Genomic DNA, 20,800 nt, shown 5'->3' with positions numbered 1-20,800 from the left:
CCCTTCCGGGGCAGGGCGCACGCCACGACTCCGGCGCGCGATCCCTTCCGGTGCCCGGGTCACGCGAGCCTTCGCGGACCCTCCGGCGTCAGACGGGATGCGCAATCCACGGATGAACGCGTTCCCACCTGACATGCGTTACTTCAGGGGCAGCAGGTACGCCTCGAGGAACACGTCCGGACGGCGGTCCATGTCGCCCTCCGGCGTACGCTGGTAGCCCCGGCGCTGGTACATGCGCGCGACGCCCAACGCCCCCTGGCGCACGTGGAGGGAGATGGCGTCCACGCCCCAGCGCTTCGCGAGGACTTCCGCCTCCGCCAGCAGCGGCTGGGCCAGACCCTGGCCGTGGTAGCGCACCGACGTGGCCAGGGCGCGCAGGTCCGCTGTGCGGGGCAACCAGGCTTCTGTGCCGGGCGCGCCGGGCGGGTACAGGGCCACCGTGCCCGCGACCTCTCCGTCCACTTCCGCCACCATGATGGTGCACACCTTGCGCTTGGAGGCGACGTCGCGCAGGAACGCCTTGCGCTCCTCGGAGTAGACGACCTCCGGCAGCTTCTTCGCGTACTGCGTGACGTAGGCCTCCACCAACAGGTCGCCAATTGCCTTGTCGTCCTCGGGCCGCGCCTCGCGGATGACGGCTCGCTTCACCACGTCCGTGCTCATGCGCCGCCCTCTAGCATGACGCCCCGGAGCCCGCGCGGCGCTTCCGGGCAGACAGCCAGGGTTGTACCTCCCCCGTCCGACACGGGCCCGACCTGGCTACCAGGACCGGGGGTCCGGGACGCGGTGCTCCAAAACCTGTCCGACTGTCGGACAGGTTTGTGCGCTGTGCCTCCGACAGGGCGGGCTCGCCGTCTTGGCGCGTTGCGGCAGGCACGTGGGGGCATGCTCCGCGTGCGCCTACCTCCTCCGGGCGGGCACGGTTACGCGAGCGTGACGACGGCGCATGCCTCCGAGCGCCCAGGCCGCGAACAGCAGGCCTCCCGCGACCGCCGCCGTTCCGCCTCCGCCCGTGGTGCAGCCTCCCGCCTGTGCGTCATCGACTGCGTCCGGCGTCACATCGGAAGTGGAGCCGGGTGATCCCTGCGAGGGGCCTCCCGCGGCTTCGTCCGGCGTGGGCTCCGTGCCTCCGTCCGTCGGCGTCTGCGTGCCCGCGTCCGGCTGCTGCGTTCCCGCGTCCGGCGTCGGGGTCGCGGTCAGTTCCTCGTAACGCTGGATGAGCTTCAGCCTCGCTGCGTCGAACGCGGCGCCGTCGTCCGTCACTCGCGATGCGGCCGGGATCAGGTCCCTGGCCACCTTGCGCGCGAAGTCCGGGTCTCCCGCGTCACTCACCGCCTTGAGCCACTCGTAGTCCTGCATGCCCTGGCGGATGAGCTTGAGCCGCAGCGATGCCACCGGCACGTCCGTCTTGCCACCGATGGCCTGCGGCGTACCCGGGTAGAAGAGCGTCCCGTCCCCGTTGCCGTTGAAGCGGTACTGGTCCGTCCATGCCGTGGAGAGCATGCCCACCGACTGGTAGTAGAGCTCGCCCGTCGCGCCCTCCAGGAACGTCACCCACTCCATCGCGCGCGCCTTCGCCGCCGACCGGTCCAGCATGTACGACGGCCAGCCCGCGCCCGGCTTGTTCTCCGGCGCGTTGGTCCCATACGCACAGCCGTGGCTCATGCAGCTCTGATACATCCACAACGCTGTTCCCGGACGCTCCAGGAAGTTCGTGTACGTGCCCCGCTGGTCGCCCCGGAAGTTCGCGTCCGTGCCGTCCAGGTGGTTCACCAGCGGCACCGCCGTGTCCACCGCGTCCTCCAGGTTGTTGGCCTTCAGCTCGCGCGAGTTCGTCGTCAGCACCGTGCGCAGCCCGGGCGCCGCCTGGCGCACCAGCTCTCCCGTCGCGCGCACCTGCGCGAAGGGCGTGCCGTAGGGCGGCTCGTCCCCCAGCTGCACGTAGGCCCGGTCCAGCCAGCCCTTCGCCTTCATGTGCGCCGTGAAGTCCTTCAGGTTCGCCGCGTCGAGCGGACCCACGTACTCCAGGCTCGTCATCCTCGCGCCCTGCAACCGCGTTGGCGCCGTGCCGTCCAAGTAAGGTCCCCACGTCGCGTCGAAGGTGCTCCACTCCGGCGGCCACGGCTTGCGCGGGAAGAGACTGGAGAGCGTGAAGCGGTGCTCCAACGCCATCCGCTGATAGCGCGTGAGCAGCGGCTGCAACTCCTCCGGCGTGCAGTCCTCGCGGCCCGTGTGCGCGCGACATACGTGCGGCGGCCAGAGCAGGAACGCCGAGGACAGCGAGGACGTGCTCGGCAATGCCGCGTCCACCACCGTCAGCCTCGCCGTCACCTGCCGCTGGAAGCCTCCGTCCGCCTCCACCGTCACCGTGCCCGTGTAGTCCCCGGGCGGCGCGTCCTTCGGCACGTGCACGTCCACCCAGATGGCTCGTGCCTCCTTCGCGGGCACGTCGAAGGGGAAGGCGCTTCGCGTCTCACCGGCGATTTCGTCCGTGTCCGGCACCAGCCCGTCCGGCCACGCACCCACGGACTCTCCCGCCACCGACGCCTGCTTCGTCGTGACGAGCGCCTCGCGATACAGCGTCACGTCCGGCCCCGTCAGCGTCGTGGAGCCCGGGCCCTCCAGCGCGGGCAGCTTCGCGCGCACGCCCTTCAGCCCCGTGTCTCCGCCTTGCAGCGCGACCTGGAAGGAGACGAACTCGTTGCGCGCGGCGGTGAGCCGCACCTCGGTGGCGCTCCGGGCGGCGGTCCCCGGCCGCACCTTCACCATCATCCCTTCGCCCCACACGGCGGGCCCGGCCGCGTACACCGGCAGGGCCACGGTCAGCGACAACAGGGCGGCACGGAACGGTCGAATCGAAGGCATGAAGAGACCAACGCGACCCGGCCCCGCCTGCCTTCCCGCCCCGGATGTTCCTTGTCAGCCGGACAGGCAGACGGCCGGGGGCTCTACGCCTCGGATGGTGGGCTCAGAGGAAGTCGCCGATGAACCACGGCAACTGATCGCTCAGCCTCTGAAGCAGGCCTCGCCGCTTCCAGCCGTGCCAGTGGACCTCCGCCGAGTGCTTGAGGTCCGCCTCGAAGGACTTCGCCAACTCCTCCGCCAGCACCGGATCCTCCACCATCACCGAACCCTCGTCGGTGTGGCTGAGCGCCAGCGGATCCAGGTTGGTGGAGCCCACGATGCTCAGCGTGTCGTCCGCGACCAGCGTCTTGGAATGCATCATCGAGATCTCGTACTCGTAGATGCGTACGCCGGCCGCGAGGAGCCTCGCGTAGGACGCCCGCTGCGCGTTGAACACGGGCTTCACGTCGTGGTAGCGGCCGGGCACCAGCACCCGCACGTCCACGCCCTCGCGCGCCTTGAGGATGAGCATGTCGCTGATGGCTTCCGACGGGATGAAGTACGAGTTGGCGATCCACAGCCGGTGCTTCGCGGACGCGATGGACAGCAGCCACATCTTCGTGGCTTCCGACAGGAAGCGGTGCCCCGTGCTGGCGACGAAGAGGGCCCGCGCGTTGCCCGCGGGCGCGAGCTCCGGGAAGGACTCCGGGGGCAGGAAGGCGCCGCCAGCCTCCTGCCAGTTCTGCGCGAAGGCGAGCTGCATGCCTCGCACGACGGGGCCTCGAACCCGCACGTTGGTGTCGCGCCAGGTCTCCGCCGCGTCGCCGTTGCCCAGCCAGCTGCGCCAGATGCCGAAGCCGCCTGTCAACGCGACCTCGCCGTCGCGGATGACCATCTTGCGGTGCATGCGCGCGCGGATCCTCACCGCGTCCAGGGACGTCACCGCGCCCTGATAGGGACGGTAGATGCGCACGTCGCAGCCCGCGTCCGCGAGCACCGGGGCCACGACCTCGAAGTTCACGCTGCCCAGCGGATCCACGATGACCCGGCACTGCACTCCAGGGGCCCGCTCTCGCAGCGCGATGAGCAACCGGTCCGACGGGATGCCCGGACGCCAGATGTAGCTGGCGATGTGGATGCTGGAGCGCGCGGCGCGGATCTCCTCCTCGATGACGTCGAAGACCCGGCCGTTCTGCACCAACTCCACGCCGTTGCCGGGCTCCATCGGGATGCCCAGCGTCTGCTCGATGGCGAGCTCCCTCTCCGCCGGGTCCTCCGGCAGCGCGCGCAGGCGCAGGTCCTGTCGGTGGTTCGGGTAGGGACACCCCGCGGTGAGCAGGGCGAGCAGGATGGGCCAGACCAGCCGCACGGTCCGGAAGCTAGGGCAGCCCCCGCCCTTCCGCATCCGCCGTGTGTCTCCGAGTGGCGGAAGCGCGTGGATGGACACGAACACCGTCCACCCGCCGACGCTTGAGCCCCGTGGCACGAGAGGCCGGTGGTGCCGGACGCGCCGCGTGCGCACTGCTGGGTGCTCACGGCGAACACTCGGGGAGGACGGACACGGCATGGGGCGACAGGGGATGGCACCCGCGTACAGAGCGCTCCTGTGGATGGGCCTGCTGGGGGCACCGGCCGCGTCCGCCTCGGTGTGGATGCAGGACGTGCCGCCCTCGGGGGATGTTTCATCCGCGCCTCGGGATGAGCAGCCGCCCACGACGGACACGCCCGCGCCACAGGCTGGCGACATCCTCGCGCCTCGCGATGGACCGCGCGAAGCGGATGCGCCTGCGTCCTCCGCTTCGCCCTCGGACCGGCCTCCGTCCTCCGAGCCTGAACCTCCGCCCCCTCCGCTGAGGCCCACCGTCCTGGATGCGCCGTTCCTGGACGCGGATCCTCCGCCTCCCGCCGTGCCTCCTCGCCAGCTGCGGCCGTTCATTCCGCATGGCGAGCCCGACACGGAGGCACCTTTGTCCGCCGGCACCTGGGTCGCGCATGGCGGTGTCACGCTGCTGCCCCTGGGCACCGTCTGGGCCGCGACCCGCGTGGGCGGTGACACGCGCCTGGGCGCCTCCGCCGCGGAGGCCGCCGCGGGCACCGTGCTCGCGTCGCTTCCGGGACGCATCCTCTTCGTCCATCCCTCCTATCCGCAAGGACGGTGGATGGAGCTGGAGGTGGGCGCGTTCGGCGCGGCGATGGTCGTCACGCCTCCCATCGCGGCGCTCGGCACCTGGGGCATGGGCGAGATCGCTTTCGGCGACAGCCAGGATCGCGGCCACGCGTACCTGGGCGCACTCGGCGGCGCGACCGTGGGAATGCTCCTGGGCATCGCCGCGCATGAAGGCCTGCGCCACCTGGCTGGCTCCAGCGAACGGCTGGACTTCCTGCGCCAGTACCTCGCGTTCTCGCTCATCGGCAGCGGCGCGACGGTGGGCTATCAGTGGAGCCGCACTCCCAGGCGTTGACGCATTGTTTCGCCGCATCGGTGTTTCAAATTTCTTCCCGCGTGCGGCGCCTTGGCACCCCGCCCTCCGCGCGTGCGCGCGTACCTGCAATCTCGCCAGTGGCGTTGTCAGCCCCGGTCCCTAGAGTGCTCCGTGCAGCGCCAACACATCGCAGGGAGACGACACCATGCAGGCTCGCAAGCACGTCCGTCGCATCGCCTTCGTCCTCGCCGCCGCCGCCACCGTGATGGGCCTGGGCATCGCCGCCACGCCGTCCTCCGCCGACGCGCAGGACTGCACGCCCCAGTGTTTCAAGAACCCCATCTCCGGGCAGATCACCTGTACGTACCCCTGCCCGTAGTCCCGGGCCGGCCACGACCGTGATGAAAAAAGGCCCCACCCGCTTCATGCCGGGTCGGGGCCTTCTTCCTGCGCGAAGTGCGCGTGCTACTCCGAGCGCATCGCCTCCACGGGGTCCAGCTTCGCCGCGCGCGCCGCCGGGTAGATGCCGAACGCCAGCCCCACCCCGCAGCTCATCACCAGCGACACCACCACGGACCACATGGGGACCTCCGTGGGCAGGTTGATCATCCACCGCGCCAGGTGCGCCAGGCCCACGCCCAGCGCCACGCCCACCGCGCCGCCCACCAGCGACAGCACCACCGCCTCCAGCGCGAACTGCGCGAGGATGCGGTAGCGCTTGGCCCCCAGCGCCTTGCGGATGCCAATCTCCCGCGTCCGCTCCGTCACGGCGACCAGCATGATGTTCAGGATGCCGATGCCGCCCACCAGCAGCGACAGGATGCACACGCCGAAGCTGGCCGCGGACACCGCCGCGGAGAGGCTGTTGAACATCTGCGTGGCGCTCGCATTGTTGTAGAGGAAGAAGTCGTCCGCGTCGGTCGGCTTGAGCCCGTGGCGGCGGCGCATGAGCAGCGTCACTTCATCCTGGGCCCGCTGGAGCACCTCCGGGGACTGCGCCTGGATGCTGATGCGGAAGTCGCGCACGCCGAACATGCCCGCGAACGTGGACAGGGGAATCATGGCCTGGTTGTCCTGGCTGCCGCCGCCCAGGAACCCGCCCCGGCGCTTGAGCGTGCCCACCACCTGGAAGGTGCGGCCCAGGAGGCGGAACTCGCGGTTCAGGGGGTCCAGGCCGGGCCACAGCGTGTCCGCCAGGTCCTGGCCAATCACCGCCACGCGCCGGCCGTCCACGAACTCCGCGTCCGTGAAGGGCCGCCCGGTGGAGAGGCTCACCGAGTTGGTGTTGAAGTACTCCGCCGTGCCGGCCCAGACGTTCACGTTGGGACGCGACTCGCGGTCGGCGGTGGAGGCCTTCTGGCCGCCCTTGGAGTCCTCGCCGGCCGCCTGCGCGATGGAGGGCTGCGTGCGGATGGCGTCCAGGTCCGCGTAGGTGAAGCGCGGCCGGCGCGCGAGCTCCGCGATGGACAGCTCACCCTGGCCGAAGGGCAGCCGCTGCACCTGGAAGCAGTCGCTGCCCAGGTCCGACATCTGTTCGTTCACCTGGTTCCGGAGGCCCTCGATGAGGGCCATCATGGACACCACCGTGGTGACGCCGATGACGATGCCCAGCAGCGTGAGGAAGGAGCGCAGGGGGTTGGAGCGGAACGTGCCGAACGCCAGCCGCACCGTGTCCCAGAAAGCCATCCACATGGTCAGGTCTCCCGCTCGCGCCTAGTCGTGGCGGAGCGCTTCCACGGGGTCCAGGTTCGCGGCGCGCGCCGCCGGCCAGATGCCGAACAGCAGGCCCACCACCGCGGAGAAGCCCACGCCCAGCACCACCGTCATGGGCTGTACCGCCGCCGCCAGGGGCGTGAGGTAGTTCACCAGCCACGCGAGGCTCATGCCCACCGCGGTGCCCATCGCGCCGCCCACCGCGGACACGCTGGCCGCCTCCATGAGGAACTGGAAGATGATGGTGTTCTTGCGAGCGCCCAGCGCCCGCCTCACGCCAATCTCGCGCGTCCGCTCGCGCACGGACACCAACATGATGTTCATGATGCCGATGCCGCCCACCAGCAGCGTGATGAGCCCGACGCCGGTGGCCGCGCCGTAGAGCGCGCCAGTGAGCTGCGCGTACATGTTGGCCAGCTGATCCGGCCGGTTGATGGCGAAGTCGTCCGGCGCGCCGGGCTTGGTGTTGCGCTCACGGCGCAGCGTCTCCGTGAGCCGGTCCTGCACTCGGGGGACGTTCTCCTGCTGGTCCACCGCGAGCACCAGGGTCACGTCACGCAGGGTGCCGAAGTGCCCCTGGAACGCGGTGTACGGCAGCATCACCACCAGGTCCACGTTCTGCCCCAGCAGCGTGCCTCGCTCCACGATGACGCCGGCGACGCGGTAGGGGCGACGGTCCACGAGGATGCGGTGGCCCACCGGGTTGATGCCCGGGAAGAGCACCTTGCCCACCTCCGCGCCAATCACCACGACGGGGGAGCGGTTGTCCACGTCCGCCTGCGTGAGGAAGCGCCCCTGCCCCATCTCCACGGAGGACGTCATCGCGTAGTCGGGGCTGGTGCCCATGGTCTGCACGGAGGCGAGCTTCCGGCTCTGGAAGGACACCTCCGCGTTGACGAACATCATGGGGGCCACCGCGATGACGTGCTCGGAGGCGGCGCGCATGGGCTCCACCAGGTCCAGCGAGAGCGTCTTGCGGTTGCGGTACGCCCACCAGTCCCCGTTCATCACCCAGGGGAACTTGGACACCTGCAGCGTGTTGGAGCCAATCTTGTTGAGCTGGTCCGCGAAGGAGCTGTTCAACCCCTGGATGATGCCGACGATGGCCAGCAGGGTGCACACGCCCACGCCGATGCCCACCGTGGTGAGCACCGTCCGCAGCCGGTTGGAGCGCAGCGAGGTCAGCGCGATGCGCGCGCCCTCCCACACGTCGACCCGGAAGTTCACGAAACCACCCCTTCACGATGGAAGCCATGCGGCCCACCGCACCGGGAGGGACCCCGGCGGACGGGCCGCGTCAGGCACTCTACGCCCAGGAGGGCCGCCCATTGCACGCGGCCTTCATCGGACGGCGTTTCACGGCGGGATTTTCCCGTTTCAGGGCAGCACGGTCACCGTGTCACCGGTCAAGCGCACCTTGACGGAGACCTCGTTGGGCAGGACGTCGGCCTCGTCCACGATGTGGTTCTCGTCCACGCCCACGCGCACGGTGTACTCGCCGTCCGGGGTGTCGGTGACGTCCAGCCACTGGCAGGGCAGGTCCGCGGTGTAGACGTCCGACCAGCCAGGCGAGATGCCCGTGCCCGGGTCGTACCAGCTGGTGGGCTGGCCGTCCGCGCAGTACTGGGTGAAGTCGATCATGTAGAAGCCCTGCTTACGCCCCACCGACGTGGTGTTACCCGCCGCGTCCTTCAGGTCGTAGCCGGCGAAGTTCGTCAGGTGGTGGTGGTCGTGGCACTCGTCGTAGACGAAGAGGTCCGGCCGCTCCTCGGGTGAAGGCACCACCAGCGGGCCCGTGCCCATGTTCATGATGGAGGTGGTGAAGCGAAGCAGGCGCCGCTCACCGCCCGCGGGCACGCAGCCCTCGCGCACCTCGCACGAGTCCGCCGTGAAGGAGCGCCGCTCCAGGTAGAGCGTGCGGGCAATGACGTCCCGGTCCACCGTGAGGTCCGGCTTGCCGTTCACCGGATCCACCTGGAGGTTGCACGACTTCGTGGGCGCCAGCGCGGGGGCGGGCTCCGGCGAGTCCGGCACCGCGCCGCCGCCAAACACCATCACCCGGCCCAGGGCGGCGTCTCCCGAAGATGCGCCCGAGGGTGTGCCGCTGAGTCCCGGGGGCACGCCCACCACCAGGTCGTCGTACCCGTCCCCGTCCAGGTCGCCCGCGGAGGCCAGGCCCAGGTAGTCGGTGCCCAGCGACATCTGGGGCAGGAGGCGGTTGGCGCGCGGCCACGCCCACACCGGCTCCAGCGGGCCGGACACGTTCGCGGTGGGGCGGAAGAGGTACGCGCGGCCCACGGCGCCGATGACGAAGTCGTGGCCCGTGCCGCCCTCCACCATGGCGCCCACGGAGACGACGGTCTCGCCGAAGGTGAGGTAGGACTGTCCGAAGAGAGGGAAGGCCGCGTCGTCCATGGGCTGCCAGGTGACCTGCTGCGCGTAGCCCTGGCTCGCGGCATCGGACAGGTGCAGGCGCTGGCTGCCGTCCAGGAGCAGCAGCGCCTCCGAGCGGCCGTCTCCGTTCAGGTCGGGCAGCGCGATGAAGGACTCGGCCTGGCCCGTCCACACGGGCTGGGCCGTGAGCGGCCCTTCACAGACACGCGCGCTGCCCGGCTTGCACCCCAGGAAGAGCTCCGCCGTGGAGTCGTTGTGGGCCACGGCCAGGTCCTGGACCCCGTCCCCGTCGGCGTCTCCCGCGGGGCTGGGGATGCCGGTCAACGTGCGCACGGCGGTGAAGGCCCCTTCCGGCGCGCCCGGCGTCGACCGGTACACGGTGAGTTCCCTGGCGGCGATGGAGACGGCAAGCTCGTGCCTCCCGTCCCCGTCCAGGTCCACCAGCCGCGCGCCGCTGAAGCGCAGGGTGGCGGAGTCCGGCGCGCGGAACACCGGCTGCGTCAGCACCTGGGACAGGTCCGGTCCGCCCTTGAAGACGCTGACGCCGTAGGAGGTGGCGACGAGCACGTCCGCGTACGCGTCCCCGTCGATGTCGCCCGTGCTCACCGTCATCTTGTAGCTGGAGGCGTGGGGACTGGGGTGCACCCACGTCAGCGTCGTGGTGACGGGCGTCTTCGAGAAGTCGCGCGCCTCGCCCGCGTACACCATCACGCGGCCGGGGTCCGTCTTGAGGCTCGAGCAGGGCGCGGACGTCACCAGCAGGTCCTTGCGCCCGTCGCCATTGACGTCGCCCAGCGCCACGCTGCGGCCGAAGCACTCGCGGGGGCTCGCGCCGTCACCGGTCACCTGCCAGCGCGGCGTTTCGGAGAGGGTGGGGCCCGCGTCCGGCGTGCCCGCATCCGGCTGGGGTTTCGGATCACCCTTGCAGCCCGTCAGGACCCAAAGCCCCACCACCGCGCAGGACCGCGCGAATCGCATCCGCATCGTGTCGTTCTCCCCGGAATGAAGCCGGCCGGCATTGCACCGGCCCCATCTCCAGGAGTCCCTTCGCGGTGAAACGATGCGCTCGGCCCGCCCTTTCGCTTCAGGGCAGCACGGTCACGGTGTCCCCCTTCAGGCGCACCTTGACGGTGGCCTCGTTGGGGAGCGCGTCGAGCTCGTCGATGATGTGATTCTCATCCACGCCCACCCGCACGGTGTAGTCGCCGTCCGGAGTGTCGGTGACATCCAGCCACTGGCAGGCGGTGTCCGCCGTGTAGACGTCCGACCACCCCGGCGAGATGCCCGTGCCCGGGTCGTACCAGGCGAACGGGGTGCCGTCCGCGCAGTACTGGGTGAAGTCGATCATGTAGAAGCCCTGCTTGCGCCCCACGGACAGGGAGTTGCCGGAGGCGTCCTTGAGGTCGTAGCCCGCGAAGTTCACCAGGTGGTCGTGCTGGTGGCACTCGTCATAGACGAAGAGGTCCGGCCGCTCCTCCGGCGAGGGCACCACCGCGGGCGCGGTGCCCATGTTCACGATGGAGGTGGTGAAGCGCAGCAGGCGCCGCTCGCCGCCCGCGGGCACGCAGCCTTCACGCACCTCGCAGGCGTCCGCCGCGAAGGAGCGCCGTTCGATGTAGAGCGAGCGGGCGATGACGTCCCGGTCCACCGTGAGGTCCGGCTTGCCGTTCACCGGATCCACCTGGAGGTTGCACGACTTCGTGGGCATCAGCGCGGGCGCGGGCTCCTCCGAGTCCGGCACCACGCCGCCGCCGTACACCCGCACCCGGCCCGGGGCGCGCGTGCCGTCGCTCTCCTGCGAGACACCCACCACCAGGTCGTCGTAGCCGTCCCCGTCCAGGTCGCCGGGGCTGGCCACGCTGGGGACGGTGAAGCCCAGCATCGTCTGGGGCAGGAGGCGGTTGGCGCGAGGCCACGACCACACCGGCTCCAGCGGACCGGACACGTTCGCCGTGGGGCGGAAGAGGTACACGCGCCCCAGCGAGGCGAGCACGAAGTCGTGGCCCGTGCTCCCCTCCGCCATGGAGCCCACGGTGAGGCTCTGGGCGGCCACGCTGGGGAAGGCCGGGTCGTCCATCAACGTCCACACGGGCGTGGCGGAGTAGCCCTGGACGGAGGCATCGGACAGGTGCAGGCGCACGCTGCCCCTCAGCCCCGCGAGCAGCTCCGGACGGCCGTCTCCGTTCAGGTCCGGAATCCCTCTCACGCTCTCCGCCTTGCCCTTCCACACCGGCTGCGCGGTGAGCGGTCCATCACAGACACGCGTGCTGTCCGCCTTGCAGCCCAGGAAGAGGCCCTGGCTGTTCTCCTCGTCGTACACGGGGATGAGCAGGTCCTGGGCGCCGTCCCCGTCCGTGTCTCCCGCGGGCTGCGCGTAGCCGGACAGCACGCGCACGTTGGTGAAGGGGCCCTCCTTCCCGCCGGGCGTCGCGCGGTAGATCGTGGTGCTCCCGGTGAAGGTGGAGACGATGAGGTCGTCCAGCCCGTCGCCATCCACGTCCAGCAACCGCCCGATGGCGAAGCGCGTGGTCGACGAGTCCGGCACGCGGAACAGCGGCTGGGCGAACACCTGGGACAGGTCCGGTCCGCCCTTGTACACGCTGACGCCGTAGTAGCTCTTCACCACCACGTCCGCGTACGCGTCCCCGTCGACGTCGCCCGTGCCCACCGTCATCTGGTAGCCCGACGTGCGCGGGCTGGGATGCACCCACGACAGCGTGGAGGTGACGGGTGTCTGGGAGAAGTAGGACGCCTGCCCCGAGTACACCATCACGCGGCCAGGGTTCGTGGGGCCGCTGGTGCACGGCGGTGAAATCACCACCAGGTCCTTGCGGCCGTCACCGTCGAGGTCCCCCAGCGCCACGCCACGGCCGAAGCACTCCTTCGCGTCGAGGCCATCGCCTTCCACCTGCCAGCGTGGCGTTTCGGAGAGGGTGGGCCCGGCGGTGCCGGCATCGTCTTGAGAGCCCGCGTCCGGGACACCCGCGTCGGGCTGGGGCTTGGGGTCGTCCTTGCAGCCCGCCGTCAGGAACATCACCACGGCGCAGGCCAGCGCTCCACGGGTCCGCATGTTCACTCCTGGGCAGGACGCGCTCACGCCCCCAGCGCATCCGATGTCCGGCATGAAGGGGTGCGCAGGATAGAGCGGCGCGCTCCGTTCCCCGAAAGGCCCTTGCTGAATGAACGGTGCTTCCGACACCTGCCCGACGGCGCATTGCCTTCCGGACGGAGAGCAGCCGGGCAGGCGGACGTGGCCAGCCCCCGACGCCGTCCCCAGATTCGCGCGAATGCGCGCGCCCTGAGTGCGTGCCCGAGCCATGGCCGACACCGCCGCCGACACCGCCCTGGACTCCCGCGCCGCTCCGGCCTCCGAGCGGTTCAGCCGCTCACAGAAGGCCTTCACGCTGGCGGGAGCGCTGCTGGGATTGCTGCTGGCGGCGTTGGACCAGACCATCGTGGCCACGGCGGGGCCCACCATCCAGGCGGACCTGCACATCGCGCCGGAGCACTACCCGTGGCTCACCACCGCGTACCTGGTGGCGTCCACGATGATGGTGCCCGTGTGGGGCAAGCTGTCCGACCTGCTGGGCCGCCGCGCGGTGCTGGTGGCGGGCATCGCCGTGTTCCTCACCGGCAGCTTCCTGTGCGGCGCGGCCCGCTCCACGCTCGTGCTCATCCTGTGCCGCGCGGTGCAGGGGCTGGGCAGCGCGGCGCTCTTCACCGGCTCGCTGGCGGTGGTGGCGGACCTGTTCCCGCCGCGCGACCGGGGCAAGTACCAGGGCCTGTTCGGCGCGGTGTTCGGCCTGTCCAGCGTCATTGGCCCGCTGGCCGGCGGCTTCATCACCGACTCGCTGGGCTGGCACTGGGTGTTCTTCATCAACCTGCCGGTGGGCGCGCTCGCGCTGGCGCTCATCTTCCTGCGCATGCCGCCACTCAAGCCGGAGGGCGTGCACGGCGGGAAGCTGGACGTGTTGGGGGCGGTGGCGCTGGCGGTGGGCGTGGTGCCGCTGCTGCTCGCGCTCAGCATGGGCCATGGCGCGGCGTCGCCAAGGGCGGGCGGGTTCCCGTGGGGCTCCGCGCCCATCCTGGGATTGTTCGCGCTGTCGGCGGTGGGGCTGGGGCTCTTCGTGTGGCGGGAGCGCCGTGCGAAGGAGCCGCTCCTGGAGCCGTCGCTGTTCCGCCTGCGCGCGTTCTCCGCGGGCAACGCGGCGGTGTTCACCATTGGCGCGGTGTTCCTGGCGTCCGTCACCTTCCTGCCGCTGTTCATGGTGAACGTGGTGGGGCTGTCCGCGACGCACTCCGGGCTGACGCTGACGCCGCTGACGCTGGGCGTGGTGGCGGGCAATGTCCTGTCCGGGCAGCTGGTGTCCCGGATGGGCCGCTACAAGGCGCTGATGGTAGGGGCGCTGCTGTTCCTCATGGGCGGCTTCGCGGTGATGGGCTTCACGCTGACGCCCGACTCCACCCAGGCCGAGGTCACCGTGAAGATGGTGCTGGTGGGCCTGGGCCTGGGCCCGTCCATCCCGCTCTACACCGTGGCCGTGCAGAACTCCGTGCCGCCCCAGCGCATTGGCGTGGCCACGTCCGCGACGACGTTCTTCCGGCAGCTGGGCATGACGGTGGGCGTGGCGCTCCTGGGCTCCGTGTTCGCGGGCACGCTGGGCCGGGAGATGCACGCGCGCACGCAGCAGGCCACGCGCGGACTGCCTCCGGACGTACGACAGGAATTGCACGCGTCCGCGCCGTCGGGCCTGGGCGGAGGAGAAGGCGCGCCGCAGGGCCAGCGGTTCCAGCCAGAACAGGTGAAGGCGAAGCTGCGGGAGGGTTTCGCCGAGGAGCGGCGGCAGGCCCTGCAAGAAGGGCCCGAAGCCCGCGCGCAAGTGGACGCGGACGAGGCCCGCGCGCTGTCCACCGTGGACCGCGTGGACCGCGCGATGAAGGAGTCCTTCACCCGCGCGACGATGGCCGTGTACCGCGTCGCCATCTTCGTCGCGCTGGCGGCCCTGCTCGTCACACTGTTGCTGCCGGAGCTGCCGCTTCGCCGGGGCGGACCGCGCAAGGCCCCGGCGGAGGCGTAGCAGCGGCCTACTTCTTCGGCGGCGGCGGCGTGTCCGACTCCGGCGCGGTGGGACGCACGAGCGTGCCCGGCGACTCCGCCAGCGCGTACGCCATCCACGTCACCGCGGCGGTGCTGCGCGACAGGTCCTGGGGGTCCACCTTGTCCAGCGTGTCCGCCATGGAGTGGTGCACGTCGAAGTAGCGGCTGCTGTCCACCCGCACGCCCACGAAGGGCACGTGCGCGGGCTCCATCGGGCTCAGGTCCGCGCCCGTCGCGTGCCCCACCAGGAACTGCGCGGCGCCCAGCCCCTCCAACGGCGCCAGCCACGGACGCATCAGAGCCTCACCGCCCGGCCCCGCGTGCAGGCTCACGCCCAGGGGCCGCCCGCCACCCGCGTCCATTTCGATCGCGGCCACGTGCTTGGGCAGCTCCTTCGCGTGCGTCTCCGCGTACGCGCGGCCGCCGCGCAGCCCGTTCTCCTCGTTCATGAACAGCACCACGCGCACCGTGCGCCGGGGCGCCTGGGGCAGCTTCGCGATGAGCCGCGCGGCCTCCATCACCATCACCACGCCCGCGCCGTCGTCGTGCGCGCCCGTGCCCACGTCCCACGAGTCCAGGTGCGCGCCCAGGAGCACCACCTCGTCCGGCTTCTCGCGGCCCCGCACCTCCGCCACCACGTTGGACGAGTCCGCGTCCGGCAGATCCGAGCACCCCAGCACCAGCCGCACCTTCACCGCTCCGCCCTGGAGCATCCGGTGCAACGTGAGCGCGTCCTCCACCGACACCGCCGCCGCGGGCAGGCGCGGGCCGCCTTCGTCGAAGCGCGTGGAGCCCGTGTGCGGCGTGCGCAGCGACGCCGTGGCCAGCGAGCGCACCAGCGCGGCCACCGCGCCCTGCTTCGCCGCCGCCGCCGGACCCCGGCCTCTCAGCCCCGCGAAGCGGCCGTAGTCCGCCGCCTCCGACATGGTGTGGTTGAAGAACACGATGCGGCCCTTCACCTTGTCACCCAGCGCCGCCAGCTCCTCCAGCGAGCTCACCTCCACCACCTCCGCGGTGATGCCCTCCGGCGGCGTGGGCGCGCTGCCGCCCAGGGCCAGCAGCGCCAGTGGCAGTCCGCGCGTGCGCTCGGAGGCCAGGATTTCGCCGTGCTCCTCGCCCCGCACCCAGCGAGGCACCTTCACCGGCTCCTTCCACGCCTTCACCCCATCCGCCTGGAAGCTGCGCAGGGCCCACTGCACCGCGGCCTCCGCGGACTCGGACCCCGACAGGCGCGGCCCGATGCCATCCGTCAGCTCCGCCAGCCGCGCGTATGCATGGCCTTCCGCGAGCGCGGGACCCACCAGCTTCGCCGCCGTGGCCTGCTGCGCGGCGGTCAGCTTCGTCACGGCCGGGGGCGTGGCCTTCACCGACGACGTGGCCGGGGACTTCGGCGCGGGCTCCTGGGACGGAGCGGTCGCCGTGTTCTGGGGGGAAGGCGATGCCGAGGTGAGCAGCTGCAGGGCCAGCGAGACGGGCAGGACGAAGGTGGACGTGGACACTCGAATCCTCGAGGGGACTTGATGAGTGAGGAGGGGCGGGGTGGAAGTCCCAGGGGCCACCGCGCGCCGAGAGGGGGAACGCGGCGCGCGGGGCTCAACTGGGACGTCACGCACCGGTTCCGCGGTTGGGGAACGCGAGGCCCGGTACATACGCCATCTTCCAAGAAGAAGAGGACGTGCGTGCATTCTTTAAAGAAATTCCTGGCAGCGTCAAGGCGGGAAGTGAGCATTGCGACCCGCGGGTGATGTGAGTGTTCACGACTCTCCGCAACGCGGGACGTCCCATGGCTCGCATTTGCCCTGGGTAACCCGTGACGTCTTCCGGCTTCTGGAGGCCCAGGACACGCCGCCGCGCGCTGTATTCCCCAGGGTTCAGGACGACCTGACGCCCTGGCTGCCCTGCGTCAAGGCGACGGGAAAAAGGGGCTCGCGCGCCGGCACGAGGGACTGGCGACGCGCCTTCGGGCGTTCACCTGGAACAGCCGGGCGCGGACGCCGTCACCGGGGAGGTGTTCCGGTTCCGGAGGAATGCCTCCTTCGGAATTCTCCGTTGCCCCCTCCGGAGGACCCGGGCGACAGTGCCGCGGCCGGAGGTCGTCCCCCCGACCCACGGTCCCCCGCTCATGATCGTGCCCCTTTCCGAAACGGAACAGGCCCTGAGGGCCGAGGTCGAACGTCTGCGATTCCGCCTGCGCGCCGCGGGCCTGGATGACGGAGCTGGCACGGTCCCCGACGTCCCAGCGCCCCCTGGAGGGAACGCCGACGCGCGCGTGAGGCAGGAACAGCTGCGGCTGGCCCAGGAGGCGGGCGGCATTGGCGTGTTCACGCTGGACATCGCCACCAACCAGCTGACGGTGACGCCGGAGTTCTGCCGGCTGTACGGCGTGCCGGTCTCGGACATGCTGCCCGCATCGGTCATCGAGGCGCTCGCGCTGGAGGAGGACCGGCACCACGTGTCCAACGCGCGCACGCGCTCCTCGGGGCGGGTCACGCCGTCGGTGGAGTACCGCATCCGCCGTCATGACACCGGGGCCGTGCGGTGGATCCACCGGCGCGCGTCGCTGGTGTACGACGCGGCCGGCAAGCCGGTGCAGCTGGTGGGCATCACCCAGGACATCACCGAGCGCCACCAGGCCGACGATGCCTTGCGCGAGGCGAACGAGCGCGTGCAATTGGCGCTGAACGCCGAGGCAATGATTGGCACCTGGGTGTGGGACGTGCCCGACAACCGCGTCGTCGCGGACGAGCGCTTCGCGCACTCCTTCTCACTGGACCCCGTGCAGGCGCGCGAAGGTCTGCCCATCTCCCAGTTCGTGGCCGCCATCCACCCGGAGGACCGGCCCCGGGTGGAAGCGCTCATCGCCCGCGTGCTGGAGACGGGCGGTGCGTACCGCTCCGAGTACCGCGTGCTCCGCGCCGACGGCGCGCACCGGTGGGTGGAGGCCAGCGGCCACTGCCACCTTTCCGCGCAGGGCGCGCCGCTGCGCTTTCCCGGCGTGCTGGTGGACATCGACGCGCGCAAGAGGGCGGAGCTGCGGCAGACGGCGCTGCTGGAGATGGCGGACCGGCTGCGCGAGGCCTCGTCCCCGGACGCCGCCGCGAAGCTCGCCATGGAGGTGGTGGGGCGGATGCTGGACGTGCCGCGCGCGGGCTACGGCACGGTGGACGCGGCGCACGCGCTGGTGCTGATGCACCCGAACTGGGTGGCCTCGCCGGACGTGGCGCGCGTGGAGGGCGTGCACCGCTTCCACGACTACGGCGTGTTCCTGGAAGACCTCCTGAAGGGCGAGGTGGTGACCATCCCGGACGTGCGGAAGGACCCGCGCACGGCGCCCCATGCGGCCACGCTGGAGCAGGTAGGCATCCGGGCACTGTTCAACATCCCGCTGCTGGAGCACGGCCGGTTCGTGGCGGTGCTGTTCCTGCACGACGTGCAGCCGCGCACGTGGACCGCGGAGGAGATCGAGCTGTCACGCAACGTCGCCGACCGCGTGTGGGCGACGCTGTCCAGGCTCAAGGCGCTGTCGGACCTGAAGCGGGCCAACGAGACGCTGGAGCAGCGCGTGGCGCAGCGCACCCGGGAGCGGGACCGCGTGTGGAACGTGTCCCAGGACCTGCTGGTGGTGGGGAGCCTGTCGGAGGGGAAGTTCCTCAGCGTCAACCCGGCCTGGACGCAGATGCTGGGGTGGACGGAGGAGGAGCTGCTGGGCCGCACGTCGGAGTGGCTGGAGCGCCCGGATGACTACTCGCGAACGCGCTCCGAGGTGCACCGCCTGGAGGGAGGAAATCCCACGCTGAACTTCGAGAGTTCCTATCGGTGCAAGCACGGCGGCTACCGGCGCATCTCCTGGACGGCGGTGCCGGTGCCGGAGGACGGCGTGCTGTACGCCAGCGGGCGCGACGTCACCGAGCAGCGGCAGACAGAGGAGCAGCTGCGGCAGGCGCAGAAGATGGAGGCGGTGGGGAAGCTCACGGGCGGCGTGGCGCACGACTTCAACAACCTGCTCCAGGTGGTGGGCGGCAACCTGCAACTGCTCCAGCGAGATGTCGCGGGCAACGAGCGGGGCTTGAATCGGGTTCGGTCAGCGCTGGGCGCGGTGGAGCGCGGGGCCCGGCTGTCCGGGCAGTTGCTGGCGTTCTCGCGGCGGCAGCCGCTGGAGCCTCGCTCGTTGAGCCTGGGCCGGCTGGTGCGGGGCATGGACGACCTCCTGCGCCGCGCGCTGGGCGAGGACGTGGAGGTGGAGACGGTCATCGGCGGCGGGCTGTGGAACACGATGGCGGATCCGCACCAGTTGGAGAACGTCATCCTCAACCTGGCCATCAACGCGCGCGACGCGATGGGGGGCGCCGGGAAGCTGACGCTGGAGTTGAGCAACGCGTCGCTGGACGACCACTACGCGCAGGCGCACCCGGAGGTGATGGCCGGGGCGTACGTGCTGCTGGCGGTGTCGGACACGGGCGGGGGCATGTCGCAGGAGGTGATGGAGCGCGCGTTCGAGCCCTTCTTCACCACGAAGCCGGAGGGCCGGGGCACGGGCCTGGGGCTGAGCATGGTGTACGGCTTCGTGAAGCAGTCCGGCGGGCACGTGAAGATCTACAGCGAGTTGGGTCACGGCACGACGGTGAAGGTGTACCTGCCGCGCGCCTTCCAGCCGGAGGCGCCGGTGACGGAGGTGGTGACGGGGCCCGTGGAGGGCGGGAAGGAGACCATCCTCGCGGTGGAGGACGACGCGGAGGTCCGCGCCACGGTGGTGGAACTGCTGACGGAGCTGGGCTACCGCGTGTTGCGCGCGGTGGACGGCCAGAGCGCGCTGTCCATCCTGAAGAGCGGCGTGGCGGTGGACCTGCTCTTCACGGACGTGGTGATGCCGGGGCCGGTGCGCAGTCCGGAGCTGGCGCGGCAGGCGAAGGCGCTGCAGCCGGACATCGAGGTGCTCTTCACGTCCGGCTACACGGAGAACGCCATCGTGCACGGCGGCCGGTTGGATCCGGGCGTGAGCCTGCTGTCCAAGCCGTACCGGCGCGAGGACCTGGCGCGCAAGGTGCGGGCACTGCTGGACCAGCGGCAGCAGCGGATGGTGACGCCGAAGCTCCAGTGGCCGGAGGTGCCTCGTGCCGGGGACACGTCGGCGACACAGGAGGCCGCGCGGCGGATGCGCGTGCTGCTGGTGGAGGACGACGAGGACATCCGCTCGTCCGCCGGTGAGCTGCTGGGGCTGCTGGGCCACGCGGTGATGTCGGTGGCGAGCGCGGAGGAGGCGCGGGTGGCGCTGGCGGCGGAGCGGTTCGACGTGCTCTTCACGGACGTGACGCTGCCGGGCATGTCCGGCGTGGACCTGGCGCGCGAGGTGGCGCTGCGAAAGCCCGCCATGCGCATCATCATCGCGTCCGGCCACGGCCGCGCGGCGCTGGACGGGGATCCGCAGCAGTGGCTGGGCGTGGTGGTGCTGCCGAAGCCCTACGCACTGCCGCAGATACAGCAGGCCCTGGCCCAGGTGGCCGCGACGGCCCGCTGAGAGGTCAGCCGCGCTGGCGCTCCAGGAAGGCCAGCAGGCCTTCCGTGTTGCGGCGCTCGTGGTCGTCCAGGGATGGAAGGTACTCGCGGACCTCCGCGAGCATGGCCTCCGCGGCGGGCAGGTCCGCCGGGGAGACCTTGAACGCCCACTGCCAGTACTCAGCGGCCGTGTACGAGTACATCCGGGTGTCCACCGGATGCTTCAAGTACGCACGCAGGGCGCCTCTTACGATCCGTGGGGTCTGCCCCCAGTGCGCGGCGCAGAAGAACACCATCTTGGCGAGATCCCGGTGAAGAGAGGCCGACGGCACCCGTCCCGCATGGCGCCGTTCCACCTGCCTCAGTCCCGCACGGAAGCGCGGCCAGTCCCTGGGGGCCAGCGCGCTCGTCTCCTCGACATCCAGGATGTAGGCCTGCCAGTTCGGGTCACGGAATGGCGGATCCTGGAACGCGTTCCTCATTTTCGCGGGCATCTCAGCGGCATTCCGTTCCAGCTATATACGGCGTCAGGCCAGAACCCGTTCGCCATGCAATAAGACCGACACGAGTCACAACGGCTCTCTCCTTCCACCCGTCCTGGCATGCTGTCTCCGCCCGCATCGACACAGCGAACGTAGTCCTGGGTGCAGGTCTCCCTGACCCGTTCCTTCTCCGTCTTCTCCAGTTCCTTGTCCGCCCCAGGTGGAGGCAACAGGTTCGGATTCCGGGGCCGGGGCGGCTTCATCATCTCCACTTGCTCGCACGCCGCCGCCGAGCCGCTCTTGCATTGGCAATCCACCGTGCTGACGCAGCCCGGCCCGGGCCCAGGGCCCAG

Annotated in this window: 13 protein-coding genes; 4 read left to right on the top strand and 9 right to left on the bottom strand. The window is 70.8% G+C overall.

Annotated features, from left to right (window positions below):
• Positions 1 to 138: 138 nt before the first annotated feature.
• From GTZ93_RS35755 to GTZ93_RS35745, 3 genes are all read right to left on the bottom strand, one after another.
• The gene (locus tag GTZ93_RS35755; RefSeq protein WP_121752984.1) at positions 139 to 663 is read right to left on the bottom strand and encodes a GNAT family N-acetyltransferase; all 525 of its coding nucleotides are present in this window, start codon (positions 661 to 663) and stop codon (positions 139 to 141) included.
• A gap of 237 nt (positions 664 to 900) precedes the next feature.
• A complete protein-coding gene (locus tag GTZ93_RS35750) occupies positions 901 to 2,865 on the bottom strand; it encodes a DUF4091 domain-containing protein (RefSeq protein ID WP_139917166.1) in 1,965 nt (654 codons plus the stop codon).
• A gap of 103 nt (positions 2,866 to 2,968) precedes the next feature.
• The gene (locus GTZ93_RS35745; RefSeq protein ID WP_139917168.1) at positions 2,969 to 4,213 is read right to left on the bottom strand and encodes a phospholipase D-like domain-containing protein; all 1,245 of its coding nucleotides are present in this window, start codon (positions 4,211 to 4,213) and stop codon (positions 2,969 to 2,971) included.
• A 196-nt stretch (positions 4,214 to 4,409) separates the two neighbouring features.
• Here GTZ93_RS35745 and GTZ93_RS35740 point away from each other — a divergent pair, with 196 nt between their 5' ends.
• Complete coding sequence (locus GTZ93_RS35740; RefSeq protein ID WP_139917170.1) at positions 4,410 to 5,306, top strand: hypothetical protein; 897 nt, start codon at positions 4,410 to 4,412, stop codon at positions 5,304 to 5,306.
• 166 nt (positions 5,307 to 5,472) lie between these two features.
• The gene (locus GTZ93_RS42215; RefSeq protein ID WP_167548584.1) at positions 5,473 to 5,646 is read left to right on the top strand and encodes a hypothetical protein; all 174 of its coding nucleotides are present in this window, start codon (positions 5,473 to 5,475) and stop codon (positions 5,644 to 5,646) included.
• Positions 5,647 to 5,732: 86 nt separating this feature from the next.
• Here GTZ93_RS42215 and GTZ93_RS35735 read toward each other — a convergent pair whose 3' ends face one another.
• From GTZ93_RS35735 to GTZ93_RS35720, 4 genes are all read right to left on the bottom strand, one after another.
• Complete coding sequence (locus GTZ93_RS35735) at positions 5,733 to 6,959, bottom strand: ABC transporter permease (protein ID WP_120575815.1); 1,227 nt, start codon at positions 6,957 to 6,959, stop codon at positions 5,733 to 5,735.
• A gap of 21 nt (positions 6,960 to 6,980) precedes the next feature.
• Positions 6,981 to 8,207 (bottom strand): ABC transporter permease, encoded by a 1,227-nt coding sequence (locus GTZ93_RS35730; RefSeq protein WP_120575816.1) that lies wholly within the window; start codon positions 8,205 to 8,207, stop codon positions 6,981 to 6,983.
• Between the two features lie 150 nt (positions 8,208 to 8,357).
• Positions 8,358 to 10,358, bottom strand: coding sequence for a lysyl oxidase family protein (locus tag GTZ93_RS35725; RefSeq protein WP_139917172.1), 2,001 nt, complete (start codon positions 10,356 to 10,358; stop codon positions 8,358 to 8,360).
• A gap of 100 nt (positions 10,359 to 10,458) precedes the next feature.
• Positions 10,459 to 12,444 carry a lysyl oxidase family protein gene (locus GTZ93_RS35720; protein ID WP_139917174.1) on the bottom strand — a complete coding sequence of 662 codons (1,986 nt, stop codon included), beginning with the start codon at positions 12,442 to 12,444 and terminating at the stop codon, positions 10,459 to 10,461.
• Positions 12,445 to 12,691: 247 nt separating this feature from the next.
• On the opposite strand from GTZ93_RS35720, the gene GTZ93_RS35715 reads away from it, so the two are divergent.
• Positions 12,692 to 14,452, top strand: coding sequence for an MDR family MFS transporter (locus GTZ93_RS35715; RefSeq protein ID WP_161663255.1), 1,761 nt, complete (start codon positions 12,692 to 12,694; stop codon positions 14,450 to 14,452).
• Positions 14,453 to 14,459: 7 nt separating this feature from the next.
• Here the strand turns inward: GTZ93_RS35715 and GTZ93_RS35710 are convergent, their stop codons facing one another.
• On the bottom strand, positions 14,460 to 15,971 hold the full coding sequence (locus GTZ93_RS35710) for a M20/M25/M40 family metallo-hydrolase (RefSeq protein ID WP_139920371.1): 1,512 nt from the start codon (positions 15,969 to 15,971) through the stop codon (positions 14,460 to 14,462).
• 623 nt (positions 15,972 to 16,594) lie between these two features.
• On the opposite strand from GTZ93_RS35710, the gene GTZ93_RS35705 reads away from it, so the two are divergent.
• Positions 16,595 to 19,987 (top strand): hybrid sensor histidine kinase/response regulator, encoded by a 3,393-nt coding sequence (locus GTZ93_RS35705; RefSeq protein WP_139920373.1) that lies wholly within the window; start codon positions 16,595 to 16,597, stop codon positions 19,985 to 19,987.
• Between the two features lie 4 nt (positions 19,988 to 19,991).
• Here the strand turns inward: GTZ93_RS35705 and GTZ93_RS35700 are convergent, their stop codons facing one another.
• The gene (locus GTZ93_RS35700) at positions 19,992 to 20,447 is read right to left on the bottom strand and encodes a hypothetical protein (RefSeq protein WP_139920375.1); all 456 of its coding nucleotides are present in this window, start codon (positions 20,445 to 20,447) and stop codon (positions 19,992 to 19,994) included.
• Positions 20,448 to 20,800: the final 353 nt, after the last annotated feature.

The sequence above is a fragment of the Corallococcus exiguus genome, assembly GCF_009909105.1.
In the GTDB taxonomy this organism is placed as follows: Bacteria; Myxococcota; Myxococcia; order Myxococcales; family Myxococcaceae; genus Corallococcus; species Corallococcus exiguus.
This window is presented reverse-complemented; position numbering and strand designations above follow the sequence as displayed.